Genomic DNA, 22992 nt, shown 5'->3' with positions numbered 1-22992 from the left:
CGACCGTTAAGCCTTCCAGCGTCGATGGTACTTGGACCGCAGGGTCCTGGGAGAGTAGAACGTCGCCAAGCAATTAGAAACAACCTTACAGACTGGTTCTGTAAGGTTGTTTTATTGTGTTTTTAAACATGATGATATTACATGAATGCTAGTTTTCTCAATATGGCTCGGATGGGTCGGTCTTACAGAAGGGTCATAGCTTCCATTAACTTCAACTGAGTATGGAAGCTGTGACCTTTCTGATCATTAGAAGGACCGGCTTTACCGTATGCGGGCTACGAAACAATATGGTGGCTGCCATGGCTGATGAAGGGAAGCGGAACATTCAGATAGGGAATCAGGCCCAGGGCAATGGAGCATAAAGTTCTTGTCCGACCCAGCCTCCATCTTGAATGGCTGACTTTACTTGAAGGTAGGTGTAACCCAGCCCGTTCGGGTCGGCTTCCGGTTTCAAGAAAATAAACAGGCGTTCAATTCGGTACGGGTCGAATACGATACGAAGGCAAGCTACGAATGCTGTAATGCTGAGACCGGCTAACAACGAGGTTTTCCAACGATCAGTTACGGAGCAGAGTACAGCAAAATATCCGCCAAGCAGCATGATCAGGCTTGGAATCGTAGAGCATAACAACATCAAGCTGGCCACTGGAAGCGTCAATGCCAGATTTTTGATTAGGAAATGACGACGGCCATACCAGTTCGGTATACAACCAGCAGCAACTATTGTAAACAAAAGTGATGAAATGCCGACCCAATCCAGAGAAAAATAAGCTATGTACAGGTAACGCTGAGAGCCATTAATTGTATGAGCTAAAAGGAATGTAAGACCTAACCCCGCTACGATTGTCGCATAATTCCGCCATGTCCAATGCCGAAGCTTATCATAGCGCATAACATATACAATCAGCAGTACGATAAGGCCAAGTCCCGTAGCGATCAACTTGGGCATAAAGTAGTCGATAGGATTGTAAAACGGCATGGGCCCAGCGCTTTTGCTAAGATTCGAGGCATACATCACCAGCAAGCCGAACATGAGCAGCGCCACGGTGGCGGCGAGCAGATCCCATTCCAGCTTTGGACGGTGGATACGGTGCAGCTCCTTGCCGATGGCGCGCGGATCGCCCATTTGTGCGACAGCCCAGTCTAAGGCTTCTTCGCGGCTCGCTCCGGTACAGCTGACTCGTTCCTCCGCCAGGCTGGCGAGATGGCTTTCCAGCTCCAGCCGAATGTGGCGATGCACTTCGCGGGAGCGAACTTCCATACATACATCATGTAAAAAATCACGAACTTTGTCATGGTCGGTGATCATGGGGTTCCCTCCTGCAGCACCTGATCCAGAGCTTTGCGGAAATGCAGCTATTCTGCCTTTTTTTCCTGCAAACGTGTTTTGCCGGTATCGGTGATTTGATAATATTTTCGCTTGCGGCCATCGGTTGTCATCCAGAAGGCTTCAATAAGCTGTTCGGATTCAAGGCTGTGAAGTAACGGATACAAGGTACCTTCCTTCAAACTGAACGCACCGTCAGATTTCGCTTCGAGTTGCTTGACCAGCTCGTAGCCGTACATGGGCTGCCGAGACAGTAAAGTAAGGAGCATGGTAGCCGTTGTGCCCTTGAGCAATTCCTTATTCACTTTCATTGTTGATAACACCACCTGGCTCTATACCTAGATGTTAGATGCATCGCAAATCTATGTATAGAAGCATAATGACATTTTGCTTTATTATAAATATTTTCCAACAATGACAGCCAGAGGAGTTAAGTCAAAGTAAGAAAAGCGCGAGTCTGGACGAAAAGTGAGTCGTGAAGGAGTAGAATCCGGGGAGTAATTCGCCAAACAGTGTTAAAATAGATGAACTTCGGCATCATAAAGCGAGGAGAGCTAACGTTGACTAATCTTCCTTTCCCTGATCATCATCCAGTAAATGCCGGAGCATACGCTCGCGATTGTTCAAAAATTGCTTCATTACAATAAAATGCTCGGTATCCTCAAGCTTTGTCTGCTGCAAGCCGTCCGGGGAAAGCTGGTAATGAATAGCGTCAGGGTAGCTCATCAAAATCGGAGAATGGGTGGAAATAATAAATTGGGAGTTTTGACCGACAAGCGCGTGAATGCGCGAAAGCATGGACATTTGCTTGAAAGGAGACAGCGCGGCTTCCGGCTCATCCAGAATGTACAGGCCGTGTCCGCCAAAGCGGTGAACGAAGGCTGAGAAAAAGGATTCGCCATGCGATTGGGCATGGAGTGATTTACCGCCATAGGAATCTATGATCGGGCGTCCCATTGACTCACGATCCAGCTGATCAATCGTTGTGGCCAAATTATAGTAGGTTTCGGCGCGGAAAAAGAAACCGTCACGCGGCCGTTTCGCCCCGCGCGCAAGCCGGACATACCGATGCAGCTCGGAATGTGAGTCTGCGGTAGAAAAGTTGAAGTTCAACGTGCCGCCTTCCGGATTGAAGCCCCAGGCGATGGCGATCGCTTCAAGCAGGGTCGATTTGCCGGAGCCGTTTTCCCCGATGACGTAAGTAACCTTGGGATGAAGGGACAGCTTGGAGAAATGGCGAAGCGCATCGAGGTTGAACGGGTAGTTGGAAAATGACGGCACACGGTCTCGAAGCAGCTCCACGCTGCGAAGATAAGGGGAATGTTCGAATAAAGCCATGAGTACCGTCCTTTCTGCCTAACCGTATTAATGTGTATTTTATGTGCATTCGTGTGCTTGCAGTGCTTCAGAAATAGTTACTTTGTTATTGTAGCACGAGCATACGTTCGGAACAACTCAATAAAATATCCCCCTTCCTGGCGAAAAGAAGGAGGACTTTTGGCTTGCAGCGCAAAGGCGGAAGCTTGGAGCAGCGATGCAGGAGATGGATCATGCTCCCGTGAGCTGTAGATTCATGGCTAATGAGCTGTGCGCTCCCGCGAGCTGTGGGCTCATGCTTAATGAGCTGTACGCTCCAGCGGGTTGCCGCCGATTGGTTTGCCTGTGGCTCCCCGATCATTTTTGTGGAAGGCGGCCCGGAACAGTTTTTTCAGGAAAGGCAGGATGTAATAGTCGGCTCCGAATTTACCAGCATTAGCTCCAGCGACAAGGATGACAATACCAAGCATGGCCATCCAAGGGTTTGTGCTGATTGTGCCAGCGAACATAAACATGAAGTTCATCAGCAGTCCGAAAAACATTGCGGCTGTTGTCAGAGCGCCAAGGATGAGGCCGAGTCCGACCAGAAATTCACCAAGCGGGATCAGGAAGTTGAAAATCTTGGCATTCGGCAAAGCAAAGGTTTCGATAAAAGCAGTGTAGGTCGGATAAATCAATTCCTTCGTTGTTTTGTCGGCTACCGGGTTGGCGACGGCATTTTTCAAAAATCCGCCTGCGTTAAACGGCGTTGCTGCGGTCAGCTTTTCCCAACCGTGGATCATCCAGTCAAAGCCAAGGTACAATCTGAGGAAGGTCAGCAATACGGCAGCGTATCGGTTTTCTCTGAGCCAGTTCATCATGTGAATCATCTCCTTTGTTTATCTGACTTCAGTATAAGCTTGCCGCGCAATAAAATAAGTGAAAAAAATCACAAACAAATATCTTTTTCAATTGCTTATGGAAAATCAGTGCTGGCGTGTGCGCGCAATCAGGTCTGAAACGGTCACAAACTGGTAGCCGCGGGCCTTCAGATCGGGCAAAATGACACGAAGAGCGGCCACGGTTTGACTGCAGTCTCCTTCGAGATCGTGAAACAGGATGATGTCCCCGTTATGCACATTGCCGAGCACCTGCTGTACAATTTTATCCGCACCCGGCTTGCGCCAATCCTTCGTGTCCTGGTACCAGGACCACATGACGACGGTCAGCTTGTCTTCTTTCATCGAGCTCAGCAGTTGATCGTTATAGAAGCCGCCGGGAGGACGGAATACGTGAGGCATCTGCTCGGTAATATCAAAAATCACTTCCTGCGTATGGCGAATTTCACGGACGAGCCGGTCAGGCGGATAGTTTTTCAAATAATGATGGTCGAAAGTATGGTTGGCAATTTCATGCCCTTCATTAACTTCACGAATTGCGATCGCCGGGTACATTTGAACCCGTTTGCCAAGCACGAAGAAAGTCCCCTTGGCTTCATAAGCATGCAGCAGGTCGAGAATTTGCGGCGTATACAGCGGATTTGGCCCGTCGTCGAACGTGAGGGCGATCAGCTTCTGGTCCGTTTCCACCTTCCAGACGACCTCTTCCTGGCCAGGCACCCTGGTTGTTGCCCCATAAGCCGTTGCCTGAGCAGCCGCAGCCGCTGTGAGCGAGCGAGTCTCCGGCGCGCCCGGCGGTCCGGCTTCCACTGGAGAAGGGACGGCGAGCAGACAGCCGCTAAGCAGCAGCAACGTTCCCCGATAGGCGATCCGTGTCGTTATGCTTTGACAAATTCCCACCTGCATCACTCCCCATAGCTTGTCAGCTGTTAGTGTCCGATGAAGGGAGCCGTAATATGCAGCTTGTCGAATGGATAATACCGGAGGCGGCGAGTTCCGGCCAGACTGCGGATCAAGGTCAAGTTGTCCCCCCATAAACAAAAAACAGCGATCCGAGGATCGCTGTGCGGCTGCTTCTCTCTGTCTGGCAGGGATCAGGAAGCGAGGATGTACACCTTGACCTGCTGAATGCCAAAGGTCATCGCCTGCTGGCGGCTTTGGGGGAGAAAGATATCGATTTTGTTGCCTTTAATCGCGCTGCCGGTATCGCTTGCTATGGCATACATGCCTCCGACCGGCAACCCGTCATGGGAATAACCTTCCACATAAACCTTGCTGCCAAGCGGAATGACGTTCGGATCGACGGCAATCGTACCCAGCTTCAGATGGTTGCCCATATAGTCAAGGTTGTAGCCGCCATTTTCGGCAGGACTTGCCGTATAGGCAGAGGCTTTAGCCTCAATAACTTTGGAGTAGTTCATAGCGATAGCCATCGTCTGAGGGCGGTACCAGGCCGGAGCATGATATTGACCGTCTGTTGACAAAATGGCGATCCGGTTTTGTCCGTCCCATTGGATATGGGTACCGAACGTATCGGCCAGCAGACGAAACGGCAAGTACACACGGCCATCTACGATGGAGGCAGGTGTGTCCAGCGCAGCCGTCTGTTCGTTGATCTTGGCTTGGCGATCGCCGGTCGTCAGTGTTAGCTTTTCCTCGGCATTGCTGACGGTAAGTGCGATCTGCGAACCGACCTTCTGCCATTGAATATCGAAGCCTAGCTTGTCAGCCATGGCCCGAACCGGCACCTGCAGCTTGGAATTGCTGTCAACCAACGGCTGTGAATCAGGGAATTGCATGAGCTGGTCATTCAACTGCACCTTGATATCGGTGTCTGCATGATTGACCTCAGCCTGAGCGGGCGTGGAAGCGGCCAGCGATGCAGGCAGCAAAAATAAGCTTGCCAGCAGCACGGTGTTCAAAAATTTATTCAACTGTTTTCCCTCCTGTCGAGCCTCCGAGGTTAGTTGTCGGGTTCGGGAAGAGGATTTTCCCTAAGCTCGATTCGGCAGCAAGGCTGCTGGAATCGTCTATTCACCCCATGTGATGCGTCCCCCGTACGTTCAGAACAAACTGTTCGATTCGGCTTTTAAGACTTTACCATAGCGCTTCCAGCCCTTCAATGCATAAATCCATCCAGCTTTCCCAGCAGGATTACCGTGTCCGGCAATCGGATGATACAATAGACAGAAGAAAGCAATCGAAGAGGAGGGCTGATATGTATAAACGAGACTATATTATGCGGCTTATCGAGCAGACGGCAAAGGTGATCGGGCAGGTCATGCACATGCGGGGCCGGGCGCTTCAGGAACGGATGGACATTTTACATCAGGCGATGAAGCGGCTGGTCGGTCTGGATACCCGGCTGCTGCAGGCGCTTGCGGTCCGTGATTTGCTGGAGCTTATTTCCCAGGGGGGGCGGCCTGATGTCGGCAAAGCGCTGGCTATGAGCGATATGATGCTGGCCCGCGGCGCATTGCTGCAGGAAGCGGGGCAGTCCGGTCAGGCCGCCCAGGAGGCGGCCAGATGGGCGGAACTGCTGCTGCTTGTGCGCGCCGATGAAGAGGATCGCACGATGCAGGCGGAAATCGACACGCGGATCGAAGCGGCGCTGGCGCTTGTAGGCCGCAGTCCGCTGGGCCAGGAGGCGCTTGATCTGCTGATCCCTTATTATGAAGAAACAGGCCGGTTCGCTAAAGCGGAGGATGCGCTGTTTCACCGTTTGTCCGCAGATGAAGGCTTGCAGCGGGCAGATCGTGCGGATTCCGATCGGCTGGATGTACTGGAACGCGGACTGATGATGTATGCCAGATGGGCCGAGCTGGAGGGGCATCAGCTGGCCGCCGGGGGGCTGACTGCCGAAGAAGTGGAGCAAAGTCAGCGCGAACTCGTAGAAATGAAAAATAGTGCTGTTAATAACCGGTAATTGGTTCCATTCGGTGTCAAGAAATACGAACTATATTTGCTCGGTATTTATCGAATGTTCGTGTTTTTGAGTTGACATGGCATGTTAATCCCTGCTAAACTGAGAGAGCAGAAAACAAGGCCTGCCGCAGGCTGGTCATAAGTTGAATAGTCTCGTATAACATCGGGAATACGGCCCGAAAGTTTCTACCCGAAAACCTTAAATTTTTGGACTACGAGTAAGCGTTGAATCAGAGGTCGGCACAAGTTGTGCTTGGCCTTAACTTGCGCTTAGGGATGTTTCTCGTCGTCCTTCCGATAGCTGGTATGTTGTTGCCGGTTATCCGAGGACGCTTTTTAGATTATAGAAGATATAAGGAAGTAACTTACACTCAACGCCGCCTGACAGTTAGCGGCATACGGAGGTTAACATGGCTGTGCAAGTTGGCGTAATTATGGGAAGCCAGTCGGATTGGGAAACGATGAAGCATGCGTGTGATATTTTGGATGAGCTGGGCGTGGCCTACGAGAAGCGGGTCGTGTCGGCTCACCGTACGCCTGATCTGATGTTTGAATACGCTGAAACCGCGATCGAGCGCGGTCTCAAGCTGATTATCGCCGGAGCCGGCGGCGCCGCTCACCTGCCGGGTATGGTTGCGGCGAAGACGGTGCTGCCGGTCATTGGCGTGCCTGTGAAATCTTCAACGATGAGCGGACTGGATTCCTTGTATTCGATCGTGCAGATGCCTGGCGGGGTGCCGGTAGGCACGATGGCGATCGGGCAAGCGGGTGCGACCAATGCAGGGCTGTATGCGGCGCAAATTTTGGCGGCATTTGACCCTGAGCTGCAGCGGAAGCTGACCGAGCGGCGCGAGCGGATTGCACAGACGGTCATCGAGAAGAGCGTGCTGGCATGAGTCTGAATGCGGGACAGGAAACGCGGGCTTATGACGCGGCCAAGGTGATTGCGCCGGGCGGAACGATCGGCGTGCTCGGCGGCGGACAGCTGGGCCGGATGCTGGCGCTGGCCGGCAGCGCGATGGGGTACCGGTTCGTAACGCTGGACCCGACGCCGGATTCGCCTTGCGGACAAGTAGCCGCTCGGCAGGTGACGGCGGCTTATCACGATGTGGACGCTGCGCGGCAGCTGGCCGAGCTGGCGGATGTCATTACGTATGAATTCGAAAATGTCGATGCGAGCGTGACCGATCTGCTCATGCAGGAATCGTACGTGCCGCAGGGCAGCCGGCTGCTGTACACGACACAGCATCGGCTGCGCGAGAAGCGGGCGATTGAGGCGGCGGGCGTCAAGGTTGCGCCATACGCCGAAATTCGCAGCGCGGACGAGCTGCGCGAGGCGGTCGCAAGGTTCGGGCTGCCCTGTGTGCTCAAGACGGCTACTGGCGGCTATGACGGCAAGGGCCAGTGGGTGATCCGCAGCGAAGCGGAGATTGACGAAGCGTACGCCACGCTGGCGCTGGCCGGAACCGAGCTGGTGCTGGAGCAGTTTATCCGCTTTGACAAGGAGCTGTCGGTCATTGCGGCACGCAGCCCGCGCGGCGAGATCAAGACGTTCCCCGCAGCGGAGAACGAGCATGTGAATAACATTTTGCACCTGTCGATTGTGCCGGCGCGCGCGGCGGACGAGGTCGTGCAGCGTGCGGAGCAGATGGCGGCGGCGATCGCCGAAGGGCTGGATGTCGTCGGACTGATTGCGGTGGAGCTGTTTCTAACGGCGGACGGAGAGCTGTTTGTCAACGAGCTGGCGCCGCGTCCGCATAACTCAGGCCATTACACGATGGAAGCATGCCGGACGTCGCAGTTCGAACAGCATGTGCGGGCGATTTGCAATTTGCCGCTCGGTGATCCGGGCCTGATGCAGCCGGTCGTGATGGTAAATGTGCTGGGCGAGCATGTGCAGCCGCTGCTGGACTGGATCGTGAAGCCGGAATCCGAGCGGATTGCGCCGGGCGTGACGGCCAAGCTGCATCTGTACGGCAAGGCGGAAGCGAAGCGCGGGCGCAAGATGGGACATGTGAATGTGCTGGCGGCAACGCCGGAGGAGGCATTTCGCTGGATAGAGGCTTCCGGGGTTTGGGAGTCTAAGGAGTAACCGGGGAAGCAGAATAGGAACGTACCAAAGCAGACGGAGGCAGAGAACAAAATGATCGAACGGTATACAAGACCCGAGATGGGCGCGATTTGGACGGAAGAAAACAAATTCAAGGCGTGGCTGGAAGTGGAGATTTTATCCTGTGAGGCTTGGGCCGAGCTGGGCGTTATTCCGAAGGACGAAGTGGCGGAGCTGCGCAAAAACGCCGACTTCGATATTGAACGCATTTATGAAATCGAGCAGGAGACACGTCATGACGTGATCGCCTTCACACGCGCCGTATCCGAGAAGGTTGGCCCGGAGCGCAAATGGGTTCACTACGGGCTGACCTCAACCGACGTCGTAGACACGGCGCTTGGTTATCTGCTCAAGCAGGCGAACGATATTCTGGAGCGCGATTTGGTTAACTTTATCGAAATCGTGCGCAACCAGGCGATCGCCTACAAGGACACTCCGATGATGGGCCGGACGCATGGCGTGCATGCGGAGCCGACAACGTTTGGCTTGAAGATGGCGCTCTGGTACGAGGAAATGAAGCGCAACCTGGAGCGGTTCCGGTTTGCTGCTGACGGCGTGCAATACGGCAAAATTTCCGGTGCGGTCGGCACTTATGCGAATATTGATCCTTTCGTTGAAGAATATGTATGCGGCAAGCTGGGCACGAAGCCTGCGCCAATCTCGACGCAGACGCTGCAGCGTGACCGCCACGCCGAATATATGGCAACGCTGGCGCTCGTCGCGACGTCGCTGGACAAATTTGCAACTGAAATCCGCGCCCTGCAAAAGAGTGAGTTCCGCGAGGTTGAGGAGCCGTTTGCGAAGGGACAGAAGGGCTCGTCCGCAATGCCGCATAAGCGTAACCCGATCGGCTGCGAGAGCATCTCCGGCCTGGCCCGCGTCATTCGCGGCCATATGGTGTCCGCTTATGAGAACGTGACGCTGTGGCACGAGCGCGATATTTCGCACTCCTCGGTCGAACGGATTATTTTGCCGGATGCGACGATTTTGCTGAACTATATGCTGAACCGTCTGGGCAACATCGTGAAAAATTTGACCGTGTTCCCGGAAAATATGAAACGCAACATGCAAAGCACGTATGGCGTGCCGTTCTCCGGCCGCGTGATGACGAAGCTGATTGACAAAGGCTTCAGCCGCGAGCAGGCTTACGATACCGTGCAGCCGCGCGCGATGCAGGCATGGGAGGAGCAGCGTTCTTTCCGCTCCATCGTATTGGAGACGTCGGCGATTACGGATGTGCTTAGCGCCGAGGAGATCGACGATGCGTTTAATCCGAGCTGGCATTTGAAGCATGTCGATACGATTTTCCAACGTCTGGGCTTGAACTAGACACAACGTTCAGAGGTCCGAACATCCATCCAGGCGGAACAGGAGGCCAACGCGGTCATGGGAGAAGAAAAGCAGGTTAAGGCGATATCCAGCGCGCAGGAGTATGTAAAGGCGCCGCTGCTGTATAAAGGCAAGGTTCGGGAGCTTTACGATCTCGGCGAGCATTATTTGATCGCGGTCACGGACCGGATCTCGGCATTCGACTGGGTGCTCGGCCCGGCAGTGCCTTACAAGGGCGACGTGCTGAACTCGCTCAGCAAGTTCTGGTTCGAGCAGACGGCGGCGATTCAGCCCAATCATGTCGTCCATGGCGATATTGAGCGGATTGCGGAGCTGGTCACGGACAAGGACGTGATGAAGGACCGCTTTATGGTGACCAAAAAAGCCGAGCGTATCGACATCGAATGTGTCGTGCGCGGCTATATTACCGGCGGCGGCTGGCGTCAATACCAGGCGACCGGCGAAGTGAACGGACATAAGCTGCCGACAGGCTTGCGCAAAAACGAGCGGTTCCCTGAGCCGATTTTCACGCCGGCGGCGAAAAATGACGTCGGCCACGATGAAGACATCTCGATCGAGCGGATGAAGGAGCTCGTCGGCGCGGAGCTGACAGAGCAGCTGCAGGAGAAAAGCATCCGGCTATACGAGTTCGCCCGCGAGCTGTGCGAGCAGCGCGGCATTATTTTGGCGGATACGAAGTTTGAATTCGGTCTGATTGACGGCGAAATTATCTTGATTGATGAAATTTTTACGCCGGATTCCTCCCGTTTCTGGGACAAAAACAACTACGAGCTGGATATTGAAATCGACAGCATGGACAAGGAGCCGGTACGGACGTATCTGGCTTCCACTGACTGGGATAAAAACAGCGAGCCGGCGCCGCTGCCTGCCCAGGTTGTCGAAGAGACAAGCCGCCGTTATCGCGACATTTACAACCGTCTGACAGCGAACTGAGCCTTTGCTGGAACGGGCATTGCCGGCCTGGAGGCCAATTAACCATTTTGCGGGAGGAATTTTTTCCATGTTCAAAGCAACCGTGTATGTAACGATTAAGCAAAGCGTATTGGATGTTCAAGGAACGGCTGTGCAAGGCGCGCTTCATTCGATGGGCTTCGATGAAGTCGGGAAGGTGCGGATCGGCAAGTATTTGGAGGTTGATCTGAACACGGCGGACCGCGCGGCGGCCGAAGAGCGTGTGAAGGCGATGTGTGAGAAGCTGCTGGCGAACACTGTGATCGAGGACTACCGCTTCGAGCTGGTTCAGGCTTAACATAAAGGAGGAGCGAAAGCGATGAATTTCGCGGTATTGGTATTTCCCGGCTCCAACTGTGATATCGACTGCTTCAAAGCGGTCGAGGACACGATCGGACAGCCTGTTGACTATGTATGGCATACGGAAAGCGATTTGTCCAAGTATGATGCGATTTTGGTGCCCGGAGGGTTTTCGTACGGCGATTACTTGCGCTGCGGCGCAATTGCCCGCTTCGCCCCGGTCATGAACGCGCTTGTCGAGGCGGCTGCTCAAGGCAAATATGTGCTGGGCATCTGCAACGGGTTTCAAATTTTGACGGAAGCGGGTCTGCTGCCAGGCGCGCTGCTGCGTAATAATTCCATGAAATTCCGCTGTCACCAGACGCTGCTGTCGGTCGAGAACAACGACAACCCGTTCACGCGCGAATATGCGCAGGGCGAGCTGATCGACATCCCGATTGCACACGGCGAAGGCAACTATTACTGCGACGAAGCAACGCTTGCTGAGCTGAAAGCGAACAACCAGATTGTGTTCCGCTACCAGGCGGGCAACAACCCGAACGGTTCGGTGGACGATATCGCGGGCATCAGCAACAAGGCGGGCAACGTGGTCGGCATGATGCCGCATCCGGAGCGCGCGATTGACGATATTCTCGGTTCGGCGGACGGTCTTCGCATGTTTACGTCGATTTTGAGCACTTGGAGGGAAAAGCATGGCGCAGCAGCTATCGGCTAAGGAGCCAACGGCTCAGCAAATCGAAGAACAAAAAATTTACAAGCAATTCGGCGTGTCCGATTCCGAATATGAAAAAATTTGCGGATTTCTCGGCCGCAAGCCGAACTACGTCGAGATCGGCGTATTCAGCGTCATGTGGTCCGAGCATTGCTCCTATAAAAACTCCAAGGTCGTGCTGAAAAAGTTTCCGGTAACCGGGCCGCGCGTACTGATGGGTCCAGGCGAAGGCGCGGGGATCGTGGATATCGGCGACAACCAGGCTGTTGTTTTCAAAATCGAAAGCCACAACCATCCATCGGCTGTCGAGCCTTACCAAGGCGCGGCGACAGGCGTAGGCGGTATTATCCGTGACATTTTCTCGATGGGCGCACGTCCGGTAGCGGTGCTGAACTCCTTGCGCTTCGGCCGGTTGACCAACGAGCGTGTGAAATATTTGTTCGAGCATGTTGTATCCGGGATCGCAGGCTACGGCAACTGTATCGGAATCCCGACGGTCGGCGGCGAAGTGATGTTTGACGAAAGCTATGAAGGCAACCCGCTTGTCAACGCGATGTGCGTCGGTCTGATCGACCACGACAAGATTCAGAAGGGTGTGGCCAAGGGCGTTGGCAACCCGGTGTTTTACGTAGGTCCGGCGACAGGCCGCGATGGGATTCACGGCGCTACATTTGCTTCCGAGGACTTGACGGCTGAATCCGAGTCCAAGCGTTCGGCGGTGCAGGTGGGCGATCCGTTTATGGAGAAGCTTGTGCTGGAAGCTTGTCTCGACCTGATTAATTCCGGCATCGTGGTCGGGATTCAGGATATGGGCGCAGCCGGCTTGACGTGCTCCAGCTCGGAGATGGCGAGCAAGGCAGGCAACGGAATGGAGCTTTACCTGGATGAGGTGCCGCAGCGCGAGGAAGGCATGACGCCTTATGAGATGATGCTGTCCGAGTCGCAGGAGCGGATGCTGTTTGTCGTCAAGCCTGAGCATGAAGAGCAGGCTCGCGCGATTTTCGCCCGTTGGGGACTGGATTGCCCGAAGGTCGGTAAAGTAACCGATGACGGCAACCTCAAGCTGTTCCACAAGGGCGAGCTGGTCGCGGATATGCCGGTTACGGCGCTTGTTGACGAATGCCCGATGTACCACAAGCCTTCGGCGGTTCCGGCTTATTACGAGGCGAATGCGTCGGTGGACACAGCGGCGTACCCGGAAGTAACTGATCTGAACGATGCCCTCTCCCGCGTGCTCGCATCGCCTACCGTTGCAAGCAAGGAATGGGTATATAACCAATATGATTACATGGTACGGACCAGCACGGCGGTTCAGCCTGGCTCGGATGCGGCGGTTGTTACGATTCGCGGCTCGCGCAAGGCGCTGTCCATGTCTACGGATTGCAACGGACGTTTCGTTTATCTGGACCCGGAAGTCGGCGGACGGATTGCGGTAGCCGAGGCTGCGCGCAACAACGTGTGTACTGGCGCCGAGCCGTTGGCGATTACGGACAACCTGAACTTCGGCAGCCCGGAGAAGCCGGAAATTTTCTGGCAGCTGGAAAAGGCAACGGACGGTATGGCGGAAGCTTGCCGCAAGCTGAATGCGCCGGTAATCGGCGGCAACGTCAGCTTGTACAACGAAAACGCCAAAGGCGCGATTTACCCGACGCCGGTTGTCGGCATGGTCGGTCTTGTGCATGATCTTGACCATATTACAACACAAGGCTTCAAGAACGAAGGCGATGTTGTTCTGCTGCTGGGCGATACGAAGGCGGAGCTGGGCGGCAGCGAGTTCCAATACGTCATCCATGGCGTGACGGAAGGCCGTCCTCCGGCGATTGACCTCGACGTCGAAAAAGTATTGCTGGATGCGGTGCTGGCGGCGATTCAAAACGGTCTGGTCGCGTCCGCGCATGACTTGTCGGACGGCGGTCTGGCTGTCGCGCTGGCCGAGAGCTGCATCAGCGGCGGTATTGGCGCGAAGGTCAACTTTGCGACCGGGCTGCGCGCCGATCTGGCTTTGTTCAGCGAAAGCCAATCGCGTATTTTGCTCAGCGCATCGCCGGAGAAAGCGGCGGACCTGGAGCAATTCCTCACCTCCCGCGGCGTGCCGGTGCAAGCGCTCGGTACGGTAGGCGGCGAGAACCTGCAAGTGTCGGTGAATGCGGTGTCTGCAATTGATGCATCTGTCACACAACTAGAGAAGGTTTGGAAGGATGCGATTCCATGTCTGATGAACTGATCGTCGGCGGACAAGGACTTGGGTTACAGCCAGCGCCCGGACAAGCGCTGCAGGTACAACTGAACCAACAAGGACAAGCGGGAGCAGGGCGGGCGGCACAGCCCGGCTTCGTGCCTGTCCAGCGTACGGAGACCGAAGGCGCGGCAGAGGCGCGTCTTTGGACCGGCGAATATTATAACGAGGGCGTACATGCCCACGACGGGTTTATGGACAAGCTGCGCGAGGAGTGCGGCGTGTTCGGCGTATTCGGCCATGTCGATGCGGCGTCGTTGTCTTATTACGGCTTGCATGCGCTCCAGCACCGCGGTCAGGAAAGCTCCGGCGTCTGTACGACCAACGGCGAGACGTTTAACTACCACCGGGGAATGGGGCTCGTCAAGGAAGTATTTGATAACGACACGCTGGCTACGCTCGTCGGCAATTGCTCGATCTCGCATGTACGGTACTCGACCTCCGGCGAAAGCAAGCTTGCCAATGCCCAGCCGCTTGTGTTCAAGTATCGCGAGGGCGATCTGGCGATTGCAACCAACGGCAACCTGACCAACGCACCTGAAATCAAGAAGCGGCTGGAGCGCGAAGGCTCGATTTTCCAGACGACAAGCGATACCGAGGTTGTTGCGCATCTGATTGCCCGCTCCAAGCATGATGATATTGTGCTGGCGGTCAAGGACGCGCTGCTGCAGTTGGAGGGCGCGTTTGCCTTCATGTTCCTGACGCGCGACAAGCTCGTCGTAGCGCGTGATCCGCACGGCTTGCGTCCGTTCGTGATCGGACGGCTTGGCACGGCGCGGCTGTTTGCGTCGGAGTCCTGTGCGTTCGACGCCGTCGGCGCCAAATATGAGCGCGATGTCGAGCCGGGCGAGCTGCTTGTGCTTGATCTGAAGACGGGCGGCGTTACGCATGACCGGTTTGCGCCGATCAAGCAGCGTGCGATCTGCGCGATGGAATATATTTATTTTGCCCGGCCGGACAGCGATATCGACTCGACAAACATTCATTCCGCGCGCAAGCGGATGGGCCGTCAGCTAGCGATTGAATCGTTTGTGGACGCGGATATTGTGACCGGGGTGCCGGATTCCTCAATCTCTGCGGCTATCGGCTACGCGGAGCAGACGGGTATCCCGTATGAGCTTGGTCTGATCAAAAACCGCTATACGGGCCGCACGTTCATTCAGCCGAGCCAGGAGCTGCGCGAGCAAGGCGTGAAGATGAAGCTGTCCGCGGTGCGCAGCATCGTGGAAGGCAAACGGGTCGTCATGATCGACGACTCGATTGTACGCGGCACGACCAGCTTGCGCATCGTCAACCTGCTGCGCGAGGCCGGCGCGTCCGAGGTGCATGTGCGGATCAGCTCGCCGCCATTTGCAAATCCTTGTTTCTATGGGATCGACACGCCAAGCCGTGAAGAACTGATCGCTGCGGTGAAGTCGGTCGAGGAAATTCGCCAGGCGATCAATGCGGACTCGCTGCACTTCCTGACCAAGGATGGCTTGCTGACCGCGATCGGCCGTCCGAGCGGGGAATACAACCGCGGGCACTGCACCGCTTGCTTCGATAACCAGTATCCGACGCCGGTGCCGGACGAGACAGCTGCGGCGATGGGCTGCGGCTGCGATTAATCGCTTCGCTTCCCTGACGGAGAGCGGATCTACGCTTGCTCCGCAGGGGCGCGCTGCTTGGATGTAGCGCTGCACGCGAGCGCATAGCTATTTATACGGGAACGTGCCCGGCGGAGCTGACAAGGCTGACAGCTTGAGCCTCAGCGGTCCGGCCGGGGCGGCTTTCCCGATTCTGAGGAGGAACATTCTCGTGTCCGATGCATACAAACAAGCCGGGGTGGATATCGCCGCCGGTAATGAAGCAGTAGAGCGCATGAAGAAGCACGTCAAAACGACATTCCGCCCGGAAGTGCTGACGGAGCTTGGCGGCTTCGGCGGACTGTTCGGCTTGAACAAGGATAAGTACGACGAGCCTGTGCTTGTGTCCGGTACGGACGGCGTCGGCACGAAGCTCAAAATCGCATTTGCGATGGACAAGCACGATACGATCGGCATCGACGCCGTGGCTATGTGCGTTAACGACATTATCGTACAAGGCGCGGAGCCGTTGTTTTTCCTCGACTACCTCGCATGCGACAAGGTGATTCCTGAGAAAATCGAAGCGATCGTCAAGGGCATCAGCGACGGCTGCGTGCAATCGGGCGCAGCGCTGATCGGCGGCGAGACGGCAGAGATGCCGGGGATGTACAGCGAAGGCGAATACGATATTGCCGGCTTTACGGTCGGTATTGTCGATAAGAAAAAGATCATCGACGGCAGCACGATTCAGCCGGGCGATGTTGTGCTTGGTCTCGCCTCCAGCGGCGTCCATAGCAACGGCTTCTCGCTCGTTCGCCGACTGCTGCTTGAGCAAAAAGGCTACAGCCTGCACGATACGATTGACGAGCTGGGCGACAAGCTGGGCCATGTGCTGCTTGCACCGACTAAAATTTACGTGAAGCCGGTATTGGCCGCGCTGGAAGAAGTGCCGATTAAGGGAATGGCCCATATTACGGGCGGCGGCTTCCTGGAAAACATCCCGCGTGTGCTTCCGGAAGGCGTCAACGTTGAAATTGATTACGGCTCATGGCCGATTTTGCCGATTTTCGAGCTGATGCAGCGCGAAGGCGGAATCAGCAATAACGATATGTTCCGTACCTTCAACATGGGGATCGGGATGGTCGTCATCGTCGCGGCGGAGCATGCGGCCCAGGCAGCAGCGCTGTTTGAGCAGCAGGGCGAGAAGGCGTACACGCTCGGTCGCGTGACGGCGGGCGAAAAAGTTGTCACCTTTACCGGTGCCGAAGTATGAGTGAAGCACCAAAACGCATCGCCGTATTTGCATCGGGGAGCGGAAGCAATTTTCAAGCGATCGCAGATGCGGTGAAGGAAGGCCGGCTCGATGTTACCATCGAGCTTTTGGTCTGCGACCGGCCGCAGGCCAAGGTTGTGGAGCGGGCGGAGGCGGCGGGTATTCCCGTCTACACGTTCAAGCCGAAGGCGTATGACTCGCGTCAGGCGTACGAGCGGGACATTTTGGCGCAGCTGCGACAGCGCGGGGTGCAGCTTGTCGTGCTGGCCGGTTATATGCGCATCCTGACTGAAGTGCTTGTTGAGGCGTACTGGGGCAGAATGCTGAATATTCATCCTTCGCTGCTGCCGTCGTTTCCGGGGCTTCACGCGGTTCGTCAAGCGCTGGCGCACGGCGTGAAGGTGACCGGCGTGACGGTGCATCTTGTGGACGGGGGCTTGGATAGCGGTCCGATTTTGGCGCAGCGCGCGCTGACGATTGAGGACGGCGATACAGAGGAAGCGGTGGAGTCGCGCATTCATCCAATTGAGCATGCGTTGTACCCGCAGGTGCTGCAAGCAATAGTGCAAGGCGAGATCGACCTGGACCGGATCGTCCGGCCGCAGGCGGATCAATCTACGAACGATGGGAAGGGTAACCAATGAGTCAGACAGTGAACACGGGCAATACGCTCGAACTGCGTTACGGCATGAACCCGCATCAGAAGCAAGCGAAGCTGTTTACGGACGGCCAGCTGCCGATCCGCATTTTGAGCGGCGATCCGGGCTTTATCAATTTGCTGGATGCGCTGAATGGCTTCCAGCTCGCTCGCGAGCTGCGCAGCGCGACCGGCCTGCCGGCGGCGGCTTCATTCAAGCACGTCAGCCCGGCTGGGGCTGCGGTAGCGGCTCCGCTTTCGCCGGAGCTGGCGAAGGCGTATTTCGTTGAAGGGCTGGAGCTGTCGCCGCTGGCGACTGCTTATGCGCGCGCGCGCGGCGCGGACCGGATGTCGTCGTTCGGCGATGCGGCGGCGCTTAGCGATATTGTGGATGCATCCACGGCGCAGCTGCTCAAGCGTGAGGTGTCCGACCTGGTCGTAGCGCCAGGGTATACCGAGGAAGCGCTGGACATTTTGAAGGCGAAAAAAGGCGGCAAATATTTGATCATCGAAATCGACCCGGACTATGTGCCAGACCCGGTTGAGCTGCGCACGCTGTTTGGCTTGAAGCTGCAGCAGGAGCGCAACAATGCGGCGATTGACGCAAGCGCCCTGGAGCATATCGTAACGGCTAACAAGGAGCTGCCGGACAATGCGAAGCGGGACATGCTGATCGCGCTGGTTACGCTCAAATATACGCAGTCCAACTCGATCTGCTACACGCTGGACGGTCAGACGATCGGCATCGGCGCAGGCCAGCAATCGCGTATTCACTGTACCCGTCTGGCCGGCGACAAGGCCGACCGCTGGTTCCTGCGTCAGCATCCGACGGCGCTGGGCATGAAGTTCCGTCAAGGGCTGTCGCGCGCGGAGCAAAACAACGCCATCGACCTGTGGCTGGAAGAAGAGCTGACAACGGTCGAGCAGGCAGCTTGGGAAGCGGCCTTTGACGAGGTTCCGGCGCGGCTGACACGCGATGAGAAACGGGACTGGCTGTCGAAGCTGCAAGGCGTTTCGTACGGCTCGGATGCGTTTCTGCCGTTCCGCGACAACCTGGACCGCGCCAGCCGCAGCGGCGTGAAGTACGTTGTTCAGGCAGGCAGCTCGATGCGCGACGAGGAAGTTGTGCAAGCGGCCAATGACTACGGCATGGTGATGGCGTATTCCGGTGTTCGTTTGTTCCACCATTAGATGGCAAGCGGCCGTCTGGCCGCCGTTTCTTAAGATGATCATTGGTACAGGGGCTGGAAGCACAGCCAACGCACGTTACAGGAGGCAAGGATAACCGTGACAACGACTAGAGCCGCGCAAGCGGAGGCCTATGCAGCAGGGCTGCAGCAGAATGAATACCCGGGACGCGGCATCGTGATCGGCTTGACGCCGGACGGCACTCGTCTGGTACAGGTGTACTGGATTATGGGGCGCAGCGAAAACAGCCGCAACCGTGTCTTTATCGAGGAAGCAAACGGCTTCCTGCGTACGGAAGCGAAGGACCCGGCCAAGCTGACAGATCCGTCGCTGATCATTTATTATCCGGTGAAGCATACGAACGGCGCACATATTGTCACAAACGGCGATCAGACGGATACGGTTTATGACGCGCTGCTCGCCGGCGGTTCGTTTGAATCGGCGCTTGCGACACGGACGTATGAGCCGGATGCGCCGAATTTTACGCCGCGCATCAGCGGGATCGTCGATTTGAACGACAAGCAGTTCGCCTATAAGCTGTCGATATTGAAGTCGGCAGGCAACAGCGAGGAGCAAACACTGCGTCATACGTATTCGTATGAGCAGGCGCTGCCGGGCTTCGGTCATTGCATCCATACGTATGCGGGCGACGGCAACCCGCTTCCTTCGTTCCAGGGCGAGCCTGCGCTTGTGCCGCTTGCGAACGAAGCGTCGGAGATCGCCGACTTCTACTGGAATACGTTGAATGAAGACAATAAAATTTCTTTGCTCGTCAAAACGATCCGCTTGTCGGACGGCGCAAGCGAGCTGCTGGTACGCAACAAAAACTAACAAAGTTGACCGTCGATAAGGAATGGAGGCATGCAGGGTGCGAGTATTAGTGGTAGGCGGCGGCGGCCGCGAGCATGCGATTTGCTGGGCGCTGAAAAAAAGCCCGAAGGTAAGCGAGCTGTATTGTGCGCCGGGTAATGGCGGAATTGCGCAAGTGGCGGAGTGTGTGCCGATTGCAGTTGATCAATTTGAGGAAATCGCTCAATTTGCGCTGGATCAATCCATGGATCTCGTTGTGATCGGGCCGGATGATCCGCTCGCTGCAGGCATCGTGGATCATCTGGAGGCCAAGGGGCTGACTGTATACGGTCCGCGGCAAAACGCTGCGATTATCGAGGGCAGCAAGGTGTTTACGAAGCAGCTGCTCAAAAAATACAACATCCCGACAGCTGCATACGAGTCGTTTGATACCTATGAGCCTGCGCTGGCCTACCTCGACCAACTCCGTGCGCCTTATGTGATCAAGGCGGACGGTCTGGCGGCAGGCAAAGGTGTTATTATCGCGCAATCGCGCGAGGAAGCGGAAAAAGCGCTGCAGGACATTATGGTTGCCAAAGTGTTCGGCGAGTCCGGCAACCAGGTTGTCATCGAGGAGTTTCTGACCGGTCAGGAAATGTCGATTCTGGCGTTTGTGGACGGCGAGGTTGTTCGCCCGATGTCTCCGGCACAGGATCACAAAGCGGTGTATGACGGCGATCAAGGGCCGAATACCGGCGGTATGGGGACGTATTCGCCGCTGCCGCACATCCCGCAAGCGGTCATCGACGAAGCGATCGAAACGATCGTGAAGCCAACGGCGCGTGCGATGGTGGCCGAAGGACGTCCGTTCCGCGGCGTACTGTTCGCCGGTCTGATGCTGACCCCGGACGGCCCCAAGACGATTGAATTTAACGCGCGCTTCGGCGATCCCGAGACGCAAGTCGTGCTGCCGCGCCTGAAGACGGATTTGCTTGATATTTTCCTGGCTAGCCTGAACGGCCGTCTCGGCCAAATGGATATCGAATGGAGCGACGAAGCGGCTGTGTGCGTTATTCTCGCTTCGCCCGGTTACCCGGCTTCGTATCCGAAGGGCTTGCCGATCTCGGGCATCGACCAGGTGGAGGATGCGCTTGTATTCCACGCTGGTACGGCGGTCGACGCTGACGGCGGGCTGGTTACCAGCGGCGGACGTGTCATCGGCGTAACCGGATTGGGCGCAAATATCGCGGAAGCGCGCCAGAAGGCGTATGCGGCGGCAGACCGCATTACGTTTGAAGGCAAGCATGTCCGGACGGACATTGCGAAGCGGGCGCTCGTATAGATAGTCGTGCGACTTTCCCGCTATGCAGCTTCGAAATAAAATCAGCTGGACAACATTTACGACATGAAAGCTTAACGGACAACATGCTTAACCCATGAAATGCTTAACGGTCCGAAAGCTTGACGACATAAGAGATAAGACAGGCCGTCTTTTCCCGCAGGGAAGGCGGTCTGTTGCTGTCTCGCGATGAGCGACAATCCGGTTTTTTCTTCGAGCTTGAGCGTCAATGGCCGTCATTGACAATTGTATCTGTAACATTTATAATAACAGTAAGACATCAACTGCCGGGAAGGATGATTGGGATGAACAGCGAATTCACCATTGCGGTGCATAGTCTTGTGCTGCTCGCCTACCGTCCCGACCGCACGGCTACGAGTGAAATGATCGCAGCCAATGTCTGCACGCATCCTGCTCGTGTGCGCAAGGTGCTGAGCTGCTTGAAAAAAACCGGCTACGTTGCGACAAGAGAAGGCAGCGGCGGCGGCTATAAGCTGGCATGCGACCCTCAAGCGGTAACGCTGGCCGAAGTGTATCGGGTGACTTCGATCGGCTCGATTAAGCCGGCCTGGTGCTCCGGGGACGAGGAAGTGGACTGTCTGATCGCATGTAATATGGCGGACGTGATGGAGGGCATTTTCTCGGAAGCCGAAAGCCGGATGCTTACTTATCTGGAGCAGGTCAAGGTAGCTGATGTGCTGCAGCGGCTGAGAGCTGCACAGGCATCCAAGCTGTAAGGACGGCAAGGTGTCAAGCTGGAGGCCATTCAACCGGCAGCCAAATTTCAATATATAAACTGTTACTAAAAAAGTATCAGTTTTGAACACATTTTTAATGACGAAGGGGAGACTGATTATGGCTATTGTGAATGTACAGGACAGCAACTTTGCAGAAAACGTTAAGGAAGGTGTCGTATTGGTCGATTTCTGGGCTCCGTGGTGCGGTCCTTGCAAAATGCTCGCGCCGGTGCTGGAAGATTTGAACGGCAAAGTAGGCGACTCTGTCAAAATTGCCAAAGTCAACGTGGACGATAATCCGGAGACCGCCGGACAATACGGCGTGATGAGCATTCCGACGCTGAAGCTGTTTAAGGACGGCGTTGAAGTTGGCACACGTGTCGGGTTCAAGTCGCTGCAGGAGCTGGAAGATTGGGTACAAGCCGCCCAATAAGGCGGTACAAAGGTTGATTGGAGACGGAAGCAGCCGGCTGAGGCGCTTCCGTCTCTTTGTTTTTGCTTGATTTGGCAGAAGTTAGTGGAGCGATGTCGAGGTTGTGATGTATAATTACCTTCAAAGGAAGGAGTTGTTGCTTCATTTTTCCTTCACTGTTTGTTGCCCATGGCTTGCCGACATTGGCTGCCGAGCCGCACCGGTACAGCCGGTTTCTGGGGCTGCTGTCTGCGAGATTGCCGAAGCCGCGCGCGGTGGTGGTGTTCAGCGCACATTGGGAAGCGGTGCCACAGCAGATCGGTTCTGCGGTGCTGCCGGAGACGATGCATGATTTTTTCGGATATCAGGATGAACTGTATGAAATCTGTTACCCGGCCCGAGGCGATATAGCCCTGGCACTGCACATGAAGCAGCTGCTGGAGCAGCGAGGGATTGCCTGTGAGCTGGATGATCGGCGCGGACTCGATCACGGAGCCTGGGTTGTGCTGAAGCTGATGTATGCCGGCGCGGATGTGCCGGTTGTGACGATGTCAGTGCATGCCGGATTAGTACCGGAGGAGCAATACCGGATCGGCCGTGCGCTGGCCGAGCTGCGCGAGCAGCAGGTGCTGATTATTGGCAGCGGCGGAACTGTCCATAATCTGCACCGCCTGACGTGGCAGGAGCATGAGGCTGAGAGCTGGGCGATTGCATTCGACCAGTGGCTGGCCGGCTGTCTGGAGACGTGGGACACGGACCGTCTGTTCCGCTATGAGCTGGAGGCTCCTTTTGCCGAGGCTGCTGTCCCGCGCTCGGAGCATCTGGCTCCGCTGCTGATCGCGATGGGCGCGGCCGAGCGGGGCCGGAGGGCGAAGCTGCTGCATCGCGAATATCAATATGGCTCCTTATCGCTCAGCTGTTGGATGTTTGCTTAGTTTATTTTAGG

At 55.9% G+C, this 22992-nt stretch carries 23 protein-coding genes and 2 riboswitches; of the genes, 17 read left to right on the top strand and 6 right to left on the bottom strand.

Going from position 1 to position 22992, the window contains the following annotated elements:
• Positions 1-337: 337 nt before the first annotated feature.
• The 6 genes from AC6ROY_RS21965 to AC6ROY_RS21940 form a co-directional block, all read right to left on the bottom strand.
• A complete protein-coding gene (locus AC6ROY_RS21965) occupies positions 338-1309 on the bottom strand; it encodes an FtsW/RodA/SpoVE family cell cycle protein (RefSeq protein WP_500102734.1) in 972 nt (323 codons plus the stop codon).
• Positions 1310-1356: 47 nt separating this feature from the next.
• Positions 1357-1638, bottom strand: coding sequence for a PadR family transcriptional regulator (locus AC6ROY_RS21960; protein ID WP_500102733.1), 282 nt, complete (start codon positions 1636-1638; stop codon positions 1357-1359).
• A 253-nt stretch (positions 1639-1891) separates the two neighbouring features.
• On the bottom strand, positions 1892-2665 hold the full coding sequence (locus tag AC6ROY_RS21955; protein ID WP_500102732.1) for an AAA family ATPase: 774 nt from the start codon (positions 2663-2665) through the stop codon (positions 1892-1894).
• Between the two features lie 278 nt (positions 2666-2943).
• Complete coding sequence (locus AC6ROY_RS21950) at positions 2944-3504, bottom strand: DoxX family protein (RefSeq protein WP_500102731.1); 561 nt, start codon at positions 3502-3504, stop codon at positions 2944-2946.
• Between the two features lie 105 nt (positions 3505-3609).
• Positions 3610-4422: a polysaccharide deacetylase family protein gene (locus tag AC6ROY_RS21945; protein ID WP_500102730.1), complete on the bottom strand. Its 813-nt coding sequence runs from the start codon at positions 4420-4422 to the stop codon at positions 3610-3612.
• Between the two features lie 194 nt (positions 4423-4616).
• Positions 4617-5456 carry a stalk domain-containing protein gene (locus AC6ROY_RS21940; RefSeq protein ID WP_500102729.1) on the bottom strand — a complete coding sequence of 280 codons (840 nt, stop codon included), beginning with the start codon at positions 5454-5456 and terminating at the stop codon, positions 4617-4619.
• Positions 5457-5459: 3 nt separating this feature from the next.
• Positions 5460-5620, bottom strand: a riboswitch (cyclic di-AMP (ydaO/yuaA leader).
• A 120-nt stretch (positions 5621-5740) separates the two neighbouring features.
• On the opposite strand from AC6ROY_RS21940, the gene AC6ROY_RS21935 reads away from it, so the two are divergent.
• From AC6ROY_RS21935 to AC6ROY_RS21855, 17 genes are all read left to right on the top strand, one after another.
• Complete coding sequence (locus AC6ROY_RS21935) at positions 5741-6448, top strand: DUF6483 family protein (protein WP_500102728.1); 708 nt, start codon at positions 5741-5743, stop codon at positions 6446-6448.
• A gap of 132 nt (positions 6449-6580) precedes the next feature.
• Positions 6581-6682, top strand: a riboswitch (purine riboswitch).
• A 175-nt stretch (positions 6683-6857) separates the two neighbouring features.
• Positions 6858-7343, top strand: a complete 486-nt coding sequence (gene purE / locus AC6ROY_RS21930) for a 5-(carboxyamino)imidazole ribonucleotide mutase (RefSeq protein WP_500102727.1) — start codon at positions 6858-6860, stop codon at positions 7341-7343.
• The gene (gene purK, locus AC6ROY_RS21925) at positions 7340-8539 is read left to right on the top strand and encodes a 5-(carboxyamino)imidazole ribonucleotide synthase (protein WP_500102726.1); all 1200 of its coding nucleotides are present in this window, start codon (positions 7340-7342) and stop codon (positions 8537-8539) included. The genes purE and purK overlap by 4 nt, the downstream gene beginning before the upstream one ends.
• Before the next feature lie 51 nt (positions 8540-8590).
• Positions 8591-9886: an adenylosuccinate lyase gene (gene purB / locus AC6ROY_RS21920; RefSeq protein ID WP_500102725.1), complete on the top strand. Its 1296-nt coding sequence runs from the start codon at positions 8591-8593 to the stop codon at positions 9884-9886.
• A gap of 57 nt (positions 9887-9943) precedes the next feature.
• Positions 9944-10840: a phosphoribosylaminoimidazolesuccinocarboxamide synthase gene (locus AC6ROY_RS21915; RefSeq protein WP_500102724.1), complete on the top strand. Its 897-nt coding sequence runs from the start codon at positions 9944-9946 to the stop codon at positions 10838-10840.
• Between the two features lie 67 nt (positions 10841-10907).
• A complete protein-coding gene (gene purS, locus AC6ROY_RS21910; RefSeq protein WP_072335397.1) occupies positions 10908-11156 on the top strand; it encodes a phosphoribosylformylglycinamidine synthase subunit PurS in 249 nt (82 codons plus the stop codon).
• Between the two features lie 21 nt (positions 11157-11177).
• Positions 11178-11873: a phosphoribosylformylglycinamidine synthase subunit PurQ gene (purQ, locus tag AC6ROY_RS21905; RefSeq protein WP_500102723.1), complete on the top strand. Its 696-nt coding sequence runs from the start codon at positions 11178-11180 to the stop codon at positions 11871-11873.
• On the top strand, positions 11851-14094 hold the full coding sequence (purL, locus tag AC6ROY_RS21900; RefSeq protein WP_500102722.1) for a phosphoribosylformylglycinamidine synthase subunit PurL: 2244 nt from the start codon (positions 11851-11853) through the stop codon (positions 14092-14094). The genes purQ and purL overlap by 23 nt, the downstream gene beginning before the upstream one ends.
• A complete protein-coding gene (gene purF, locus AC6ROY_RS21895; protein WP_500102721.1) occupies positions 14079-15713 on the top strand; it encodes an amidophosphoribosyltransferase in 1635 nt (544 codons plus the stop codon). The genes purL and purF overlap by 16 nt, the downstream gene beginning before the upstream one ends.
• Positions 15714-15903: 190 nt before the next feature.
• Complete coding sequence (gene purM, locus AC6ROY_RS21890; RefSeq protein WP_500102720.1) at positions 15904-16944, top strand: phosphoribosylformylglycinamidine cyclo-ligase; 1041 nt, start codon at positions 15904-15906, stop codon at positions 16942-16944.
• Positions 16941-17588, top strand: a complete 648-nt coding sequence (gene purN / locus AC6ROY_RS21885) for a phosphoribosylglycinamide formyltransferase (protein WP_500102719.1) — start codon at positions 16941-16943, stop codon at positions 17586-17588. The genes purM and purN overlap by 4 nt, the downstream gene beginning before the upstream one ends.
• A complete protein-coding gene (locus AC6ROY_RS21880) occupies positions 17585-18772 on the top strand; it encodes a phosphoribosylaminoimidazolecarboxamide formyltransferase (RefSeq protein WP_500102718.1) in 1188 nt (395 codons plus the stop codon). Before purN ends, AC6ROY_RS21880 begins: the two co-directional genes overlap by 4 nt.
• Before the next feature lie 96 nt (positions 18773-18868).
• Positions 18869-19600, top strand: a complete 732-nt coding sequence (locus AC6ROY_RS21875) for an IMP cyclohydrolase (RefSeq protein ID WP_500102717.1) — start codon at positions 18869-18871, stop codon at positions 19598-19600.
• Between the two features lie 37 nt (positions 19601-19637).
• The gene (gene purD, locus AC6ROY_RS21870) at positions 19638-20900 is read left to right on the top strand and encodes a phosphoribosylamine--glycine ligase (protein ID WP_500102716.1); all 1263 of its coding nucleotides are present in this window, start codon (positions 19638-19640) and stop codon (positions 20898-20900) included.
• A 302-nt stretch (positions 20901-21202) separates the two neighbouring features.
• On the top strand, positions 21203-21634 hold the full coding sequence (locus AC6ROY_RS21865) for an RrF2 family transcriptional regulator (protein ID WP_500102715.1): 432 nt from the start codon (positions 21203-21205) through the stop codon (positions 21632-21634).
• A 118-nt stretch (positions 21635-21752) separates the two neighbouring features.
• Positions 21753-22067: a thioredoxin gene (trxA, locus tag AC6ROY_RS21860; RefSeq protein WP_500102714.1), complete on the top strand. Its 315-nt coding sequence runs from the start codon at positions 21753-21755 to the stop codon at positions 22065-22067.
• A gap of 173 nt (positions 22068-22240) precedes the next feature.
• Entirely contained in the window at positions 22241-22981 is a 741-nt protein-coding gene (locus AC6ROY_RS21855; protein ID WP_500102713.1) for a DODA-type extradiol aromatic ring-opening family dioxygenase, read from the top strand.
• Positions 22982-22992: the final 11 nt, after the last annotated feature.

The organism is Paenibacillus sp. sg306046 (genome assembly GCF_059821225.1).
The sequence above is the reverse complement of the archived record's forward strand: the minus strand, read 5'-3'. Positions and strand labels throughout refer to the sequence as shown.